At 69.3% G+C, this 16,813-nt stretch carries 18 protein-coding genes; 11 read left to right on the top strand and 7 right to left on the bottom strand.

What is annotated here, in order from left to right:
* Window positions 1-63 precede the first annotated feature (63 nt).
* The 4 genes from ACZ59A_RS04580 to ACZ59A_RS04565 all read left to right on the top strand — a co-directional run bounded on the left by ACZ59A_RS04580 (window position 64) and on the right by ACZ59A_RS04565 (window position 5,824).
* Window positions 64-423: a hypothetical protein gene (locus tag ACZ59A_RS04580; RefSeq protein ID WP_470953424.1), complete on the top strand. Its 360-nt coding sequence runs from the start codon at window positions 64-66 to the stop codon at window positions 421-423.
* Window positions 420-4,709, top strand: a complete 4,290-nt coding sequence (locus tag ACZ59A_RS04575; RefSeq protein WP_470953422.1) for a DUF6531 domain-containing protein — start codon at window positions 420-422, stop codon at window positions 4,707-4,709. The genes ACZ59A_RS04580 and ACZ59A_RS04575 overlap by 4 nt, the downstream gene beginning before the upstream one ends.
* Window positions 4,710-4,717: 8 nt before the next feature.
* The gene (locus ACZ59A_RS04570) at window positions 4,718-5,197 is read left to right on the top strand and encodes a hypothetical protein (RefSeq protein WP_470953419.1); all 480 of its coding nucleotides are present in this window, start codon (window positions 4,718-4,720) and stop codon (window positions 5,195-5,197) included.
* A gap of 162 nt (window positions 5,198-5,359) precedes the next feature.
* On the top strand, window positions 5,360-5,824 hold the full coding sequence (locus ACZ59A_RS04565; protein WP_470954643.1) for a barstar family protein: 465 nt from the start codon (window positions 5,360-5,362) through the stop codon (window positions 5,822-5,824).
* Window positions 5,825-5,844: 20 nt separating this feature from the next.
* On the opposite strand, the gene ACZ59A_RS04560 is transcribed toward ACZ59A_RS04565, so the two are convergent.
* A complete protein-coding gene (locus ACZ59A_RS04560) occupies window positions 5,845-6,702 on the bottom strand; it encodes a helix-turn-helix transcriptional regulator (protein WP_470953416.1) in 858 nt (285 codons plus the stop codon).
* Between the two features lie 49 nt (window positions 6,703-6,751).
* Here ACZ59A_RS04560 and ACZ59A_RS04555 point away from each other — a divergent pair, with 49 nt between their 5' ends.
* Window positions 6,752-7,198 carry a DUF2000 family protein gene (locus ACZ59A_RS04555; protein WP_470953414.1) on the top strand — a complete coding sequence of 149 codons (447 nt, stop codon included), beginning with the start codon at window positions 6,752-6,754 and terminating at the stop codon, window positions 7,196-7,198.
* A gap of 16 nt (window positions 7,199-7,214) precedes the next feature.
* Here ACZ59A_RS04555 and ACZ59A_RS04550 read toward each other — a convergent pair whose 3' ends face one another.
* A complete protein-coding gene (locus tag ACZ59A_RS04550) occupies window positions 7,215-7,889 on the bottom strand; it encodes a hypothetical protein (RefSeq protein WP_470953411.1) in 675 nt (224 codons plus the stop codon).
* A 166-nt stretch (window positions 7,890-8,055) separates the two neighbouring features.
* Between ACZ59A_RS04550 and ACZ59A_RS04545 the strand changes: the two genes are divergently transcribed.
* Window positions 8,056-8,442: a helix-turn-helix transcriptional regulator gene (locus ACZ59A_RS04545; protein WP_468055094.1), complete on the top strand. Its 387-nt coding sequence runs from the start codon at window positions 8,056-8,058 to the stop codon at window positions 8,440-8,442.
* A gap of 10 nt (window positions 8,443-8,452) precedes the next feature.
* Window positions 8,453-8,872, top strand: a complete 420-nt coding sequence (locus ACZ59A_RS04540; RefSeq protein WP_470953408.1) for a VOC family protein — start codon at window positions 8,453-8,455, stop codon at window positions 8,870-8,872.
* Here ACZ59A_RS04540 and ACZ59A_RS04535 read toward each other — a convergent pair.
* The 4 genes from ACZ59A_RS04535 to ACZ59A_RS04520 all read right to left on the bottom strand — a co-directional run bounded on the left by ACZ59A_RS04535 (window position 8,869) and on the right by ACZ59A_RS04520 (window position 12,139).
* The gene (locus tag ACZ59A_RS04535; RefSeq protein WP_468055026.1) at window positions 8,869-9,291 is read right to left on the bottom strand and encodes a Fur family transcriptional regulator; all 423 of its coding nucleotides are present in this window, start codon (window positions 9,289-9,291) and stop codon (window positions 8,869-8,871) included. The two genes, ACZ59A_RS04540 and ACZ59A_RS04535, sit on opposite strands and share 4 nt — an antisense overlap.
* Before the next feature lie 91 nt (window positions 9,292-9,382).
* Window positions 9,383-10,270, bottom strand: a complete 888-nt coding sequence (locus ACZ59A_RS04530; RefSeq protein ID WP_470953405.1) for a metal ABC transporter permease — start codon at window positions 10,268-10,270, stop codon at window positions 9,383-9,385.
* A 1-nt stretch (window position 10,271) separates the two neighbouring features.
* Complete coding sequence (locus ACZ59A_RS04525; RefSeq protein ID WP_470953402.1) at window positions 10,272-11,129, bottom strand: metal ABC transporter ATP-binding protein; 858 nt, start codon at window positions 11,127-11,129, stop codon at window positions 10,272-10,274.
* Between the two features lie 23 nt (window positions 11,130-11,152).
* Window positions 11,153-12,139: a metal ABC transporter substrate-binding protein gene (locus ACZ59A_RS04520; RefSeq protein WP_470953400.1), complete on the bottom strand. Its 987-nt coding sequence runs from the start codon at window positions 12,137-12,139 to the stop codon at window positions 11,153-11,155.
* 153 nt (window positions 12,140-12,292) lie between these two features.
* Between ACZ59A_RS04520 and ACZ59A_RS04515 the strand changes: the two genes are divergently transcribed.
* Both ACZ59A_RS04515 and ACZ59A_RS04510 read left to right on the top strand, forming a co-directional pair.
* The gene (locus ACZ59A_RS04515) at window positions 12,293-13,675 is read left to right on the top strand and encodes a glycine--tRNA ligase (protein WP_468055019.1); all 1,383 of its coding nucleotides are present in this window, start codon (window positions 12,293-12,295) and stop codon (window positions 13,673-13,675) included.
* 136 nt (window positions 13,676-13,811) lie between these two features.
* Entirely contained in the window at window positions 13,812-14,114 is a 303-nt protein-coding gene (locus ACZ59A_RS04510) for a hypothetical protein (RefSeq protein ID WP_470953398.1), read from the top strand.
* Here ACZ59A_RS04510 and ACZ59A_RS04505 read toward each other — a convergent pair.
* Entirely contained in the window at window positions 14,053-14,565 is a 513-nt protein-coding gene (locus ACZ59A_RS04505; RefSeq protein WP_470953395.1) for a hypothetical protein, read from the bottom strand. The genes ACZ59A_RS04510 and ACZ59A_RS04505 overlap by 62 nt on opposite strands.
* A 171-nt stretch (window positions 14,566-14,736) precedes the next feature.
* Here ACZ59A_RS04505 and ACZ59A_RS04500 point away from each other — a divergent pair, with 171 nt between their 5' ends.
* A complete protein-coding gene (locus ACZ59A_RS04500) occupies window positions 14,737-15,951 on the top strand; it encodes a sensor histidine kinase (RefSeq protein ID WP_470953392.1) in 1,215 nt (404 codons plus the stop codon).
* Complete coding sequence (locus ACZ59A_RS04495; protein WP_470953389.1) at window positions 15,939-16,583, top strand: response regulator transcription factor; 645 nt, start codon at window positions 15,939-15,941, stop codon at window positions 16,581-16,583. Before ACZ59A_RS04500 ends, ACZ59A_RS04495 begins: the two co-directional genes overlap by 13 nt.
* Window positions 16,584-16,813 lie beyond the last annotated feature (230 nt).

Raw genomic sequence — 16,813 nt, 5'->3', positions numbered from 1 at the left:
CATGATCACGCCCCCTCTAGGCTGGAGACTTTGCACCACGAAGGCCGGAGGGGGAGACCTGGCATGGGCGACGGCCATGGCAAGGGCGAGGTCCTGGACATCAAGGTGGCGGACATCAAGTCCGTCGCGCCGACGTTCCACCACCAGTCCGTCAAGCTGAGCGAGGCGCTGAGCAGGCTGATCACCACCCTGGACGGCTACGGGGAGCCGTGGGGCGACGACAAGTACGGCAAGCAGGTCGGGGAGAAGTACAAGCCCGCGCAGAAGCACATCGAGTCGGCCACCGGCATCCTCGTCCTCGGCCTGACCAGCATCTACGAGGCGCTGCACGACATGGCCGACGGCCACCTCGACAACGACAAGCTGATCGAGGGCATGTTCACGAAGGCGAAGCACGCCTCCGGCGAAGGCGGCCATAAGTGAGCTTCGGGAGCGAGGTCGAGGAGAAGGCCAAGGCGCTTCTGCTGAAGATGGGCATGTGGTGGCCGGACGCCGACTCCGGCACCCTGCGCCACGCCGCCGACGCCTGGCGGACCTTCGCCGACAGCGTGGACGACGTACGGGCCGCGACCAACAAGGCGGCCACGACGCTCATCCATCACAACAAGGGCGAGGCGATCGACGCCTTCGAGACCTTCTGGGGGCGTTACGCCAAGGGCAAGGACGAGGGCTGGCTGAGCGGCCTGGCCAAGTCCGCGCGCAGCATGGCGAAGATGCTGGAGAAGTTCGCGGACGATGTCGATGACGCCATTGACCAGCTGCAGAACCAGATCGCCGCCGATGCCGTCATCCTCGGCGCGGGCCTTCTGCTGACTCCCTTCACCGGGGGCGGGTCCGACGCGGCCGCCGCCGCGGAGATCATCGCGTTCGCCAGCCGTCTCGGGCTCGCGGTGGAGGAGTCGGTGGCGATCGTGGCCGCCGAGATGATCACCAGCGCCGCGTACACGACCATCCTCTCGGTCACTGTCGACGTCGCCGTCGCCCAGCCGATCAAGATCGCCCTTGGGCAGCAGGGCGGCTTCAGCCTGGACGAGGTCGCACAGGCCGCCAAGGAGGGCGCCGTCTTCGGCTCCCTCTTCGGCGCGGGCACCGGTGTGCTCAAGCCCGGTGTGCTCCCGAACGCCAAGGGCGTGCCCACGTATCTGCGGCCGCCCTCCATCCGCCCGGACCTCATCGAGGTGCCCCGCGTCGGCCGCCCGACGAAGGAGTGCCCGAAGTGCGGCGAACCCATCGACATCGCGACGGGCGCGATGCTGATGGAGCAGACCGACCTGACACTCCCCGGCTCCCTGCCGCTGGTCTTCGAACGCACCCACCTCTCCTCCTACCGGGGCGGCGTCAGCTTCGGCCCCGCCTGGTCCTGCCTGCTGGACGAGCGCATCCAGCTCGACGCCGAGGGTGTCGTGTTCGCCGCAGCGGACGGCATGCGGCTGGTGTACCCGGTGCCGGAGCCGGGCGTGCCCACGCTGCCCGAGAAGGGCGCGCGCTGGCCGCTGGAGTGGGACGGGCAACCGGACGGGGTCATGACCGTCACCGACCCGCAGACCGGTGTCGTACGGACCTTCACCCGCCCCGCCCCGACGGAGGAGTCCGGCGCCGTTCACCTGTGGCTGGACAGCCTCCAGGACCGGAACGGCACCCGCATCGACATCGAACGCGCCCTGTCCGGCAGCCCCCTCGCGATCCGCCACTCCGGCGGGTACTACGTGGCCATCGACACCGACGAGCACCGGCGGGTCACCGCCCTGCGCCTGCTCGAAGAGGCGCCCTCGATCTACGAGCCGCACGGCCGCGAGGGCGCTGGCACGGTCGTCATGCGCTACTCGTACGACGAGGCCGGAAACCTCGCCGAGGTCATCAACTCCAGCAACGAGCCCCTGCGCTTCACCTACGACGCGCAGGGCCGCGTCACCACCTGGACCGACCGCAACGGAACGTCGTTCGCGTACGTCTACGACCCGGACGGCCGGGTGATCCGCACCGAGGGCAGCGACGGCGTCTACAACGGCACCCTCGAATACGACGACGAGTCGCGCACCACGGTCTACACCGACTCCCTGGGCCACCGCACCACCTACCGCCACAACACCGACGGCCAGGTCACCGAGGAGACCGACCCGCTAGGCCACACCACCCTCACCACGTGGAACCCCCGAGGCGACCGCCGCCTCTCGGTCACCGACCCCCTGGGCCAAACCACCAGCTACTCCTACGACGAGGCGGGCAACCTCACCACCGTCACCCTTCCCGACGGCAGCGAGGCCCAGGCCACGTACAACGACCTCCACCTGCCCGTGGCGGTCACCGAACCGGGCGGCACCACCTGGCGCCACGCTTACGACGAGGCCGGAAACCTCCTCACCACCACCGACCCGACCGGTGCGAGCACCCACTACGCGTACGACGACCAAGGCCACCTCACCGAGGTCACCGACGCCCTGGATCACACCACCCGCGTCACCCTCGATCCGGCCGGACTGCCGACCGAGATTGTGGACCCCCTGGGCCACACCACCACCGCCCGCCGCGACCCCTTCGGCCGCGTGGTGGCGGTGACCGACCCCCTCGGCCACACCACCCGCATGGGCTGGACGACCGAGGGCAAGCCCGCCTGGCGGGAGGACGCCGACGGGACGCGGGAGACGTGGACCTGGGACGGCGAAGGCAACCTCCGCAGCCACACCGACCCCGCGGGCAACACCACCCACCACACCGCCACCCACTTCGACGTCCCGGCGGCCCGCACCGACCCCGACGGCGCCACGTACGCCTTCGCGTACGACACCGAGGTACGCCTGACCCAGGTCACCAACCCCCAGGGCCTGACCTGGACGTACACGTACGACCCAGCGGGCCGCCTCACCGCCGAGACCGACTTCAACGGCCGCACCCTCACCTACACCCACGACGCGGCCGGAAACCTCCTGACCCGCACCAACGGCGCCGACGAAACCCTCCACTTCACCCGCGACGCGCGGGGCCGCACGGTGGAACAACGCACCGACACAGGCGACTCCACCCGCTACACCTACAACGCCACCGGCCACCTGACCCAAGCGACCAACCCGGACGCGGATCTGACCATCGAACGCGACCCCTTGGGCCGCGTCCTGTCAGAAACGGTCAACGGCCGCACCACGACGTACGCCTACGACGCCATCGGCCGCCGCACCGAACGCACCACCCCCAGCGGCCTGCGCTCCACCTGGACCCACGACGCAGCAGGCCGCCCCACCACTCTCGACAACGGCGCGGGCTCGCTCTCCTTCACCCACGACGCCTCCGGCCGAGAAACCGAACGCCACCTGGGCAACGAGGGCGTATCCCTGACCCAGACCTGGGACAAGGCAAACCGCCTCACCACCCAGTCCCTCACCGGCAGTTCGCCCGACGCGACGGACCGCCTCCTCCAACACCGCTCCTACGCCTACCGCGCGGACGGCTACCTCACCGAGATCCGCGAACTCACCTCCGGCACCCGCCGTTTCGACCTGGACCCGCTCGGCCGGGTCACCGCGGTCCATGCCCACGGCTGGACGGAGACGTACGCGTACGACACGGCGGGCAACCTCACCCACGCCACCGCGCCCGCCCACGAAACCCCCGGCGACCGGTCCTTCACCGGCACGATCCTGCACCGCGCGGGCCGCACCACGTACGAACACGACGCCCAGGGCCGCCTGACCCGCCGCACCCGCAAGCTCCTCAACGGCCAGACCCGCACCTGGACCTACACCTGGAACGCCGAGGACCGCCTCACCGACGCGACCACCCCCGGCGGCGAGCACTGGCACTACACGTACGACCCTCTGGGCCGCCGCATATCCAAGCAGCGCTTGGCCGAGGACGGCACCGCTGCCGACTCCCTCCACTTCACCTGGGAAGACACCCGCCTGGCGGAACAGTCCACCCCGGACGGCACCCACACCACCTGGGACTACACCCCAGGCACCCACCGCCCTCTCACTCAGACCAACCACCACGCCCCGACCCACCAACCGGGCGCATCCCTCATCACGAAATTCGCGGGCACCTACGACACCGAACCCCGCTTCCACGCCATCATCACCGACCTGGTCGGCACCCCCACCGAACTGGTCACCCCGGACGGCACCCTGGCCTGGCAAGCCCGCACCACCCTCTGGGGCACCCCTCTCCCCAGCCCACCAGGCGCGACCGACTGCCCCCTCCGCTTCCCGGGCCAATACGCCGACCCCGAAACGGGCCTGTACTACAACTACTTCCGCCACTACGACCCCGAAACGGCCCGCTACGTCAGCCCCGATCCCCTCGGGCTGGAGCCATACCCCAACCACTACTCTTACACCCCCAATCCGTACACCTGGCTTGATCCTTTCGGTCTGGCCTGCAAGAAAAAGCCCACCAGTGAACTGAACTGGAACACCAAGAGTCGGCCGACATTCGGTCATAGTTTCAGCGAGCATGGCGCCGGTGCGAAGAATACGCAAAGCTTGACGGATCGCGCCCGCAGTACTGGCAATTCTCAGGGGCAGTGGCTGGACAATGACAAGGCTCTGGACCTCCTCAGGTCGCACCATGACCCTAATGCCGGGGTGCGCGAGGTGGAGATCCCGAAGGGAATGGGGCAAGTTATCATGCCTGACGGCAAGATAGTGGAAGCAACCCACGCTAGATTGGTTCCCAAGCCCGACGGGACCTATAAGACCGCATTTCCGATCGTGAAGTGAGTGCGCCAATGAAGCTTCAGATGTCCGTGACGCCTCCGTCGGACTCTGTCACGCTGACCCCGGACTTCGAACTCGACGAAGACTATGAATCCCTGGTTATGGATGCTTGTCAACTCTTGTCGCAGACGGACTGTCGATTTCACGTGTCTGGATTTGGTCAAGACCCGTGGCCGGTAGACATTTCTTACGATCTTTCATCGGTCATCGAGCAGCTGCCAGAGGCACTGGAGGCTCTGCGGCGTGGCGCGCCCGCGCAAATTGACTTTTATGGGCAGGGAATCGAGCGACTTGTCACGTTCACTCCTGGCAGGGAGTCGGTGATCATCAAGTGTACGTCCAATACCGCGTGGACCCCCGGCCCGGACACTGAAGAGGTGCCGCCAGGAGAGGTGGAAGGAATGCTTGTCGCCTTTGCGCGCGACTTTAAAATCTCCTTGGAGCGAGCATGCCCAGACGTTGCAGTTCTAGACGCCTTCGCGGGTTGGTGAAGGATCCAGGTGCTGTTGGCAGCCATGGCTGCCAACAGCACCTGGAAGAGGTAGGGCTGCTCCGGCTGCTGGAGGGCCGAATCTGTGGACGGTCTTTCATGGAGGACGCCATCGCCAGCTGCGCAGGCTAACCTATATCGTTGTGGAGAGTTCGAAGTGGTGATGGACAAGAACTCCTGGGTTCAGGTCAAGCCTTGGCTTCACCTCGTGGGGCCGGATACACATGTTCCGGTGCGAAGCTTGCTGCCCATGCCGGGGTCGACGTTCACGGCGTGGTTGGACGGGGCTCGAATGGGGACGCTCGATGGAGTGTTTCAAAGCTTCTGGGACGAGTTCAGGCTTCCGGATTATTTCGGATGGAACCTTCCCGCGCTGAATGACTGCCTCCGGGATCTCGCATGGCTCTCGGCGGACCAGTACTTCCTTCTGATCGAAGAGGCGCAGGATGTTCTCGGAGATCAACCAGAAGACCTCCTTGAGTTCCTTGGAATTCTCGCAAGGGCTGGGGAGAAGTGGTCCTACGCAAAGCATTCCGGGGCCAATGAGAGAGCGAGATTCCAGATCGTCCTCGAATGCAGCGAGGATGGCCTCTCGCGCGTACACGAAGCCACTTCCCATCTGTGTTGACTTGATGGCCGAGCCGATGGTCAACCGACTCCGCCCGGCGACCGTACCGTGAGCGAGCGTCGACCATCACCAGGCCGCTGATGGGCCCCCGTGCGGGCGTACCGTCCCGGGGCGATCCCCACGACCCGCTTGAAGTGGCGCGTCAGGTGCGACTGGTCGTAGAGGCCCACCGCGTGGGCGACCTCTCCCGGGGGTTGGCCGTCCAGGAGGAGGCGGCGGGCGAGGTCGATGCGGCGGGACGTCACGTACTGGTGGGGTGCGATGCCGTACGCGGTGCTGAAGGCGCGTACGAGATGGGCGGGGTGGGCGTGGAGGAGGCGTGCGGCCTCTTCCAGGGTGGGGGCTTCGACGAAGCGTTCGTCGAGGAGGTCGCGCAGGTTCTGGGCGATGCCACGGTCGGGCGCCGCGGCGGCGATGGCGAGCCTGGGGCGCAGGTGCTCGCGGAGGCGCTGGCTGATGAGGGCCAGGCGGCTTTCCGCCTCTAGTTCGTCCCCCGGGATGGCGAGGGCGGCGTGCAACTGGCCGATGCGTCGGCGGAGCACAGGATCGGTGAGGTCCGGGCCGTCTACCGCCGGGCCGATGAGGCTGGCGTCCAGCTGCGTCATGTCGAGGTAGATCACACGCTTGCGGAAGCCGTGCGCGGTGGCGGGGGAGCCGTTGTGCGGGACCTGCGGCGGCAGCAGGCTGACGGTGTCGTTGGGGGTGCCCCGCTCATGGCGGTCCAGGTCGTAGCGGACGGCGCCGTCGTCGACGATCAGCAGGGTCCAGGCGTCGTGGACATGCATGGGGTAGGCGTGCTCGGTGAAGTGGGCGTGGAAGACCTCGCTGACGCCCGGGACCGACGGGCGCCAGGCCGAGATGGTCTGTCGGGGCGCCATGCAAATAACGTACAAGACGGCGAGGGCGTGCAGCCTGCAGTCTCACAGCATGAGCACGATTGATGAGACGACCGAGCACGCCCCCGTCCGCTTCGACACGAAGATCGCCGTACTGCTGCGCGACGACCTGGAGACCTGGCAGCGGCTCAATGTGACCGCCTTCCTCGTCAGCGGGCTCGGCACGGCGGCTCCCGAGGTGATCGGCGAGCCGTACGCGGATGCCGACGGCACGGCGTATCTGTCGATGTTCCGGCAGCCCGTGCTGGTCTTCGAGGGGGCGAAGGAGACGCTGACCACCGCGCACGGCCGCGCGCTGTCCCGCGCGCTGCCGAGGGCCGTGTTCACGTCGGATCTGTTCGGCACGGGCAACGACCGGGACAACCGGGCCGCTGTACGGGCCGTGGGCACCGATCAGCTCGACTTGGTGGGGCTGGCTGTCTACGGGCCGCGGAACGCGGTGGACAAGGTCCTCAAGGGCGCGCGGATGCACCACTGAGCAAGGGCAGCGAGGGCTACGGGACCTTCGAGGCGATGGTCCGTACGAGCTTCGGGGTCACCTTGTCGCGCCACTGGAAGGGTGCCGGGCCCTGCTGGCCTTCGAACGTCGCGGTGGTCTGCCCGCCGACCGTGTACATGAGGGGGCCCTTGCGGCAGGTCCAGTTCTGGTCGGTGAGGAAGGCCATGACGCACTTGTCCGCTCCGTCCGTGCTCCCGCCGGGGGACCCCACCGCGGCGCGCTCGAAGTAGCCGGCTATCAGCTTGGGGTCGGCCACGGCGTCGATGCGGATCCATGCCTGGGTGGCGCTGTGTGTCTCGCCCGGCAGCCGCATGACGTATTGGCACTCGCCGAACTGAGCCCGGTTGCTCTCCTTCCACGAGGAGTCCGCGGCGAAGTCCTTGATCGAGAGCGCCGGGACCGGGCGTTCGGTCTGCTGGATTTCCTCGGCGTCCGGAAGGATCGCCTCGACGTCCTCCTGGGTCACCAATGAGCAGGCGTCCGGCCACTCGTCGGCGGGCAGGATCTTTCCATCCTTCAGCGCGGGCACGTCGGCGGTCCTACCTCGCGAGGGGGCCTTCCCGACGGACGTCTCCTCGGTGGAAGGGCCGATGAGGAGGGTCGCCTGAACGGAAACGTAGGCGACCAGGGCGCCGAAAAGGGCGAGCTGGACGATGCGCTTTATCTTCACGAGGGCCGACCTGCCCAGCGGGCCCCGGCCGAACCGCGCTCGCCGCGATCTTCCCGGGGGCTTCACAGCGTGCCCGTACGGCGCCCGGCCGCCGTCTGCGGCGGCGTGTGATGCTGAGGGGGTGAATCTGGATGACCTGGTCCGGTTGCGGAAGGCGCGGGACCGGATGGATCGGGACTACGCGCAGCCGCTGGACGTGCCCGCGCTGGCGCGTGGGGCGCTGATGTCGACGGGGCACTTCGCGCGGAGCTTCCGGGCGGCCTTCGGGGAGACGCCGTACAGCTACCTGATGACGCGCCGGATCGAGCGGGCCAAGGCGCTGCTGCGGCGGGGGGATCTGCCGGTGACGGAGGTCTGCTTCGCGGTCGGGTGTACGTCGCTGGGGTCGTTCAGCTCGCGGTTCACGGAGCTGGTGGGCGAGAGCCCGAGCGCGTACCGGGCGCGTGATCATGAGCACGGCGCGGACATTCCGGCCTGCGTGGCCAAGGTCTTTACCCGACCGGTCAGGGATCCGGTCAGGAATGGAGAAGCGGATCCCGCCGCCCGGTCGTAGCGTGACAGACATGGACAACAACATCACGCTTTCGACCTGCTTCATAGCCGTCGACGACCATGACAAGGCCCTTGAGTTCTACCGCGACATCCTGGGTCTGGAGGTCCGCCAGGACGTCGGTTTCGAGGGGATGCGCTGGGTGACCGTGGGGTCGCCGTCGCAGCCGGACGTCAACATCGTCCTCGAACCGCCCGCCGCGAACCCCAACGCCTCGCCCGCCGACAAGCAGGCCATGGCGGAACTGCTCGCCAAGGGCATGCTGCGCGGGGTCCTCTTCGCGACGGACGACGTCGACGCCACGTTCGAGCACATCCGGGCGGCGGGCGGCGAGGTGTTGCAGGAGCCGATCGACCAGCCGTACGGCGTGCGCGACTGCGCGTTCCGCGACCCGGCGGGGAATCTGCTGCGGTTCAACCAGCCGAGGCGTTAGCCGTCGGTCGCCGGGGCGGCGCAGTCGCCGCAGGTGCCGAAGATCTCGATGGTGTGGGCGACGTCCACGAAGCCGTGCTCGGCGGCGATCGCGTCGGCCCACTTCTCGACCGCCGGGCCCTCGACCTCGACCGCCTTGCCGCAGGAGCGGCAGACCAGGTGGTGGTGGTGCTCTTCGCTGTTGCAGCGGCGGTAGACGGCCTCGCCCTCGGTGGTGCGGAGGACGTCTACCTCCCCGGCGTCGGCGAGGGACTGGAGGGTGCGGTAGACGGTGGTTAGGCCGACCGAGTCGCCGCGGTGCTTGAGCATGTCGTGAAGCTCCTGCGCACTGCGGAACTCGTCCACCTCGTCCAGCGCCGCCGCCACCGCGGCGCGCTGCCTGGTGGACCGGCCGCGTACTGGGGGACCCGCGGTCACCACAGTTGCCTCCTCAACCTCGCTTGCCCGTAAGCGTCTGTCGTCTGCCTGGCCATTGTGCCAGCTAACGGATCCGCTACGGACTAGCTGTGCGCTAGACGAGCACGTCGTCCTTCAGGGTGCACTGCCCCTCGGCCGCCTCGGCCGGCCGCCCGGCGCGTTGTCTGGCACGCCGCTGGGCCAGCGGCGCGGCGAGCGCGGTGATGACGGCGAAGACGCCGATGGCGAGGACGACGATGCTCGCGCCGGGCGGCACGTTCTTGTAGAAGGAGAAGACCGTGCCGGACAGGGTGACCACGACCCCGATCGCGACCGCCAGCGCGAGGGTCATCGCGAAGCCGCGGGTGGCCTGCTGGGCGGCGGCGACCGGGACCACCATGAGGGCGCTGACCAGCAGCAGGCCGACGACGCGCATGGCGACGGTGACGGTGACGGCCGCGGTGATGGCCAGCAGCAGGTTGAGCGTACGGACCGGCAGCCCGGTCACCCGGGCGAACTCCTCGTCCTGGCAGACCGCGAACAGCTGCCGCCGCAGCCCGAGGGTGATCAGTACGACGAAGGCCGCGAGGAGGCTGATCACGACCACGTCCTGCTGCGAGACGGTGGTGATCGAGCCGAAGAGGTACGTGGTGAGGTTGGCGTTGGAGCCGGTCGGCGAGAGGTTGATCAGCAGGACGCCACCGGCCATGCCGCCGTAGAAGAGCATCGCGAGCGCGAGGTCGCCGCGGGTCTTGCCGTACCAGCGGATCAGCTCCATCAGGATGGCGCCGAGGGCGGAGACGAGGACGGCGGTCCAGACCGGATTCGTACCGGTCAGAAAGCCGAGCGCGACGCCGGTGAGCGCGACGTGGCCGATCCCGTCGCCCATGATCGCCTGGCGGCGCTGGACGAGGTAGATGCCGACGGCGGGGGCGGTGATGCCGACGAGGACGGCGGCGAGCAGGGCCCGCTGCATAAAGGCGTAGTCGAGGACTTCCAGCATGTCAGGTCAGCAACCCTGTCCGGATCGGTTCGGCGTCGGGCGCCGCATGGGGGTGGACGTGATCGTGGCCGGGCAGCGCATGCTGGCCGACGGCCTTGGGCGGCGGGCCGTCGTGGACGACACAGCCGTCGCGGAGCACCACCGCCCGGTCGATCAGCGGCTCCAGCGGGCCCAGCTCATGGAGGACGAGGAGGACGGTGGTCCCCGCGGCGACCTGCTCGCGCAGCGTCCCGGCGAGGATCTCCTGGCTGGCCAGGTCGACCCCGGCCATCGGCTCGTCCATGATCAGCAGCTCGGGTTCACCGGCCAGCGCGCGGGCGATCAGCACGCGCTGGTGCTGGCCGCCGGAGAGCGAGCCGACCGGGTCGCGGGTGCGGTCGGCCATGCCGACCAGCTCCAGGGCGCGGTGCACGGCCGCCCGGTCCGCCTTGCGCGGCGGTCCGAACCGGCGGCGCGCGAGCCGCCCGGCCGAGACGACCTCGCGGACGGTCGCGGGGACGCCGCTCGCCGCGGTCGTACGCTGCGGTACGTAGCCGACGCGGCCCCAGTCGCGGAAGCGGCGGCCGGGGGTGCCGAACAGCGCCAGCTCGCCGCCGGTCAGCGGCACCTGGCCGACGACGGCGCGCACGGCGGTCGACTTGCCCGAGCCGTTCGCGCCGAGCAGCGCGACGACCTCGCCGCGGCCCACGGTCACGTCGATGCCGCGCAGGATGGGGCGGCCGCCGAGCGAGGCGGTGGCGCCGCGCAGGGATATGACCGGGTCGGCGTCGGGGGCCCCGGAGGCGGGGGCGGTCGCCGCGCCGCGCCCTCGTTCCGCCGGTTCGCCGGGCCGTGCGCTGCCTTCGGGTTCCTTCGCCATGGATTCCTCCGTCGTGTCGCGCATCAGCCCGCCCCGAGCGCCTTGCGCAGGGCCGTCAGGTTCGACCGCATGACTTCGAAGTAGTCGCGGCCCTTGGACTTCGTCCCGATCCCCTCGATGGGGTCGAGGACGCCCGTCTTCATATGGAGATCGCCCGCCATGGTCTTCGCCGTCTTGTCGCTCACCAGCGTCTCGAAGAAGACGGTGCTGACCTTGTCCTTCTTGGCGAGCGTGTGCAGCTCCCGCATCCGTGCCGGGCTCGGCTCGGATTCCGGGTCGAGCCCGGAGATGGCCTCCTGGCGGAGCCCGTAGCGCTCGGAGAGATAACCGAACGCGGCGTGGGTGGTGATGAAGGTGTCCGTACCGCGGCCCTTCAGGCCGGTCGCGAAGTCGTCGTTGAGGACGCCGAGCTGCTTCACCAGGGCGGCGGTGTTCTTCTTGTACGCGGCCGCGTGGTCCGGGTCCGCCTTCCGCAGGGCCTTGCCGACGCCCTCGGCGACCTGGGCGTAGCGCACCGGGTCGAGCCAGATGTGCGGATCGGCGGCGGCGTCGCCCTCGTGGGCCTTGTGCGCCTCGTGTCCGTGGTCGTGGCCGTCCCCGTGCTCGTGGCCCTCCTCGCCCTCCACCTCCGTCCCGTGGTCCTCCAGGGAGGTGTACGAGGCGGCGTCGGCGGTGTGCCGCGGTTCGGCCTGGCCGATGGCCCGGTCGACGGCGGGCTGGAGCCCCTTGAGGTAGACCACCAGCCCGGCCTTGCTGAGCTGGGCCGTCTGCCGGGGGCTGATCTCCAGGTCGTGCGGTTCGACGCCCGGCTTGGTCAGAGAGGAGACATTGACATGGCTCCCCCCGATGCGCTGGGCGAGGAACTGCATCGGGTAGAACGACGCCACCACATCGAGCTTGCCGTCCGTCCTTCCGTCTCCGGGGTGGGAGGAGCAGGCTGTGAGGGTGGTCAAGCCCATCGCGGCGGCCCCGACAAGGGCTGTCGCGGGCGAGAGGCGGCGTATGTTCATGACTCTCATTTTCAACAAAGATGGAAACGGTTGTCAACAAGGGTCTTGTTCTTGATCAGTTCCGGTATCGATTTGATCCGGGGGGTGCCGCCGCCGGTAACCTGAAGCATTCGCTTCGCGTCCTCCAATGTCGTCATCAATGAAGAGAGCACCGTGGCCGCCGACAAGATCGACACCATCGTCAGCCTGAGCAAGCGCCGTGGCTTCGTCTATCCGTGCAGCGAGATCTACGGCGGCCAGCGCGCCGCGTGGGACTACGGACCGCTCGGCGTGGAGCTGAAGGAGAACATCAAGCGCCAGTGGTGGCGTTCCATGGTCACCTCGCGCGACGACGTCGTCGGACTCGACTCGTCCGTGATCCTCGCCCGCGAGGTCTGGGAGGCGTCCGGCCACGTCGCCACCTTCACCGACCCGCTGACCGAGTGCACCTCCTGCCACAAGCGGTTCCGCGCGGACCACCTGGAGGAGGCCTACGAGGCCAAGCACGGCAAGCTGCCCGAGAACGGCATGGCCGACCTCAACTGTCCGCACTGCGGCAACAAGGGCAGCTTCACCGAGCCCAAGCAGTTCTCCGGGCTGCTCTCCACCCACCTCGGCCCGACCCAGGACTCCGGCTCGGTCGCGTACCTGCGCCCCGAGACCGCCCAGGGCATCTTCACCAACTTCCTCGCCGTGCAGCAGACCTCGCGCCGCAAGCCGCCGTTCGGTATCGCGCAGCTCGGCAAGTCCTTCCGGAACGAGATCACGCCGGGCAACTTCATCTTCCGCACCCGTGAGTTCGAGCAGATGGAGATGGAGTTCTTCGTCAAGCCGGGTGAGGACGAGAGCTGGCACGAGTACTGGATGGAGCAGCGCTACAACTGGTACCGGGACCTCGGCATCCAGGAGAGCAACATCCGCTGGTACGAGCACCCGAAGGAGAAGCTCTCCCACTACTCGAAGCGCACCGCCGACATCGAGTACCGCTTCAGCTTCGGCGGCTCCGAGTGGGGTGAGCTGGAGGGCGTGGCCAACCGCACCGACTACGACCTCAAGGCGCACTCCGCGGCGTCCGGCCAGGACCTGTCGTACTTCGACCAGGAGGCCGGGGAGCGCTGGACCCCGTACGTCATCGAGCCCGCTGCGGGCGTCGGCCGCGCCATGCTGGCCTTCATGCTCGACGCGTACATCGAGGACGAGGCGCCCAACGCCAAGGGCAAGCTGGAGAAGCGCACCGTGATGCAGCTCGACCCGCGGCTCGCCCCGGTCAAGGTCGCGGTGCTGCCGCTGTCCCGCAACCCGCAGCTCTCCCCGAAGGCCAAGGGGCTCGCGACGGACCTGCGCAAGCACTGGAACATCGAGTTCGACGACGCGGGCGCCATCGGCCGCCGCTACCGTCGCCAGGACGAGATCGGCACGCCCTTCTGCGTCACCGTCGACTTCGACACGCTCGACGACAACGCGGTGACCGTGCGCGAACGCGACACGATGAAGCAGGAGCGGGTCTCCCTCGACCAGATCCAGTCGTACCTGGGCGGCCGCCTGATCGGCTGCTGACCAGCACGTACGGCAGGTCGTACAGCACGAGGACGGGCTCCGGCACCGCGGATAGAATGCCGCGGCGCCGGAGCCCGTCGTCGGCTCGGCAGGTTCGGTTCGGCAGGGGTTCGGCAGGAACGGGGGTTCACCAACCATGCGAGGCGTGACGCATCACATCACCGCCACCGGCGAGGACGGCACCGTCTTCGAGGTCAGCTATGGCTACGGCCGGGGGCAGCGGAGGCTCCTCGGCTGCCTGCACTGTGACTGGCAGGAACAGATCACCTACGGCGGTGCCCGCCACAAGGGCCTCGACCACCTCGCCCAGGCCCACGGCGCCCTGGGCTCCCCGAGCATGACGGCCGACGCGGCGGCCCGCCGCCAGGCCCTGCTGATCATGTTCGCGTGCTTCGCGGTGGCCGCGGTGATGCTGTGGTGGGCGGCGTCGCAGGGCTGACCTCTCGGGTGGCCTTCGGCGTGCCGCCCAGCGCGAGCGCCGCGCACAGCGCGGCCAGCGGCAGTTCCGCGCCCAGCGCCATCGCGACGGCGCCCGCCAGTTCCCCGCCCGTAGCGGCCGTCACCGTGTCGAACCACGCGTCCACCACCAGCAGTGTGCCGGTGGCGGCAGCGGTGAGGCGGTGGCGGTCGTCCCCGCGCGTCCGCAGCACGGCGATGGACAGCAGCCCGAGCGCTTCGAGCGCGTCCAGCCCCACCCAGGCCGCGTTCCAGTGCGTGACCCGGGCGGTGGACGGGAGCGTCCGCGCCAGTACGTACAGCCAGGGGACCAGCGCCACCCCCGAGGCGAGCAGCACCGGCTCGGGGCGTACCCGGGCGATCCACGCCGGGCGGAAGCGCGATGCGGTCCGGCCGGGCCGCGCGGTCCGGGCGGGGGCGTACAGGGCGGTCATGGGGTGGGTCTCCTTCCGGACGGCCCGGGGATCGGGCCTGCCCCCAGCCTTGTCGGCGCCACCGCCCCTGTCGGTCATGGCAGTTGCCGATATGGGGTGGCACTGGTTGCACCCCTTTTCCGGGCCCGCGCTTCAGCGCGCGGCCGCACCGAGCCGCTCTAGAGTCGCCGTATGAGACTCCCCACCGTGCCGCGGCCCGCGTTCGAGCGGACGCTTCACCGGCTGCGGCGCGACCTCGGTTTCGGTCTCGCGGGCGCGGCGGTGCAGTTCGTGGCCTGGGCGATACCGATGAGCGTTCCGTGGCTGGTCTACGAGGACACCTCGACCCTGGGGGAGGTCATGCTCGCCCTCACCCTCCCCCTCGTGATCCCGGCCGTGGCCACGCCCGTGCTGACGTACGTCCAGCGGTGGCGCTTCAGGGAACTGCTCGACGTCGGGATCACCGGACCCGGACGGGCCCCGCGGCAGCTCTGGTACCACCTGCTGGCCGGACCGGCGGTCGCCTTCGGAGGGGTGCTGGCCGTCACGATGGCTCTCGTCGGTCTCGTGGCCGCCACCGTGTACATCTGGGTCTGGGGCGTCCCGCTGTCCTGGCGGCTCGAACACGTCGGGTACTCGACCCAGGCCGCCTACGTCACGGCGGGCGGCATGATCCTGCTGGTCCTCGCCTACGCGCTCATCGGCGCCCTCGTACGGATCGACACGCGCGCCGCGACCGCGCTGCTGGGCCCCGTACCGGCCAGGGAACTGGAGCGCCGGGTCGAGGACCTGACCGAGAGCCGGGCGGGCGCGGTCGACGCGGCCGACGCCGAGCGCCGCCGCATCGAACGCGATCTGCACGACGGCGCCCAGCAGCGACTGGTCTCCATGGCGGTCAACCTGGGCCTGGCCAAGGCCACGCTGACCGATCTGCCGGACGAGGCCCGGCAGGTGATCGAGGAGGCGCACCGGGAGGCCAAAGGCGCCATCGAGGAGCTGAGCAGCCTGGTGCGCGGGCTGCACCCGGCCGTCCTCGACGAACTCGGCCTGGACGCCGCCCTCTCCGGCATCGCGGCGCGCGCCCCGCTGCCGGTTCGGCTGCACGTCCATGTGCCGGAGCGGGCCGCTCCGACCGTGGAGGCCGTCGCGTACTTCGTCGTATCCGAGGCCCTCGCCAACGTCGCCAAGCACGCCCGGGCGGAGCGGGCCGACGTCACGGTCGTCCGCACCGGGGACACGCTCCGGGTCGTCGTCGCCGACGACGGGGCGGGCGGGGCCGACGCCGCCCGGGGCACGGGCCTCACCGGGCTCGCCAAGCGGGCGGGCTCGGTGGACGGCACGTTCGAGATCAGCAGCCCCCGCGGGGGCCCGACCGTCGTCACCGTGGAGCTGCCGTGCGTGCTGTGATCGCCGAGGACTCGGTGCTGCTGCGGATCGGCCTCGTCAAAGTCCTCCAGATGGCGGGCTTCGAGGTGACCGCGGAGGCGTCGGACGCGGAGGGTCTGCTGACGGCGGTGGAGGAGCACCGCCCGGACATCGCCGTGGTGGACGTACGGATGCCGCCGGGCTTCTCGGACGAGGGCGTCCGGGCCGCGCTGCTGATCCGGCGGCAGTGGCCGGACACGGCGGTGCTGCTGCTCTCGCAGTACGTGGAGGAGCGGTACGCGGCCGATCTGCTCACCGCGCACACGAGCGGGATCGGCTATCTGCTGAAGCAACGCGTCGCGGACGTGGAGGAGTTCATCGACGCGCTGCGGCGGGTGGCGGGCGGTGGCACCGCGCTGGACCCGCAGGTCGTCTCCCAGCTCCTCGTCCGCCGCCACAGCGACCCGCTGGACCGGCTGACGCGACGGGAGCGGGAGGTGCTGGAGCTGATGGCGGGCGGACGGTCGAACGCGGGGATCGCCGCGGCGCTGGTGGTGAGCGAGTCCGCGGTGGCGAAGCACATCAACAGCATCTTCGTTAAGCTGGACCTGCCGGTCGCCGACGCGGACCACCGCCGGGTGCTGGCGGTGCTGCGGTTCCTGGGCGTGCGCTGAGCGCCGGGTGGGCGGAGGGCAGACCGCCGCCCGGCAGCAGGCGGGGCAGCTACGCCCGGAGGCTGCTCAGCAGCAGGTCGCAGACGGCGGCGAAGGCCAGCTCCACGCCCGGGGCCGACCACTCAGCCGCGCATACAGGATCGTGGATTGGTCATAAAGATCAAGTGAACGTTCATTGCCGAAACCACACGCCTGTCGCGGCGACATCTGTCCTCGCCACGCATGAGACC

The sequence above is a fragment of the Streptomyces sp. NPDC040405 genome (assembly GCF_055595765.1).
This window is presented reverse-complemented; position numbering and strand designations above follow the sequence as displayed.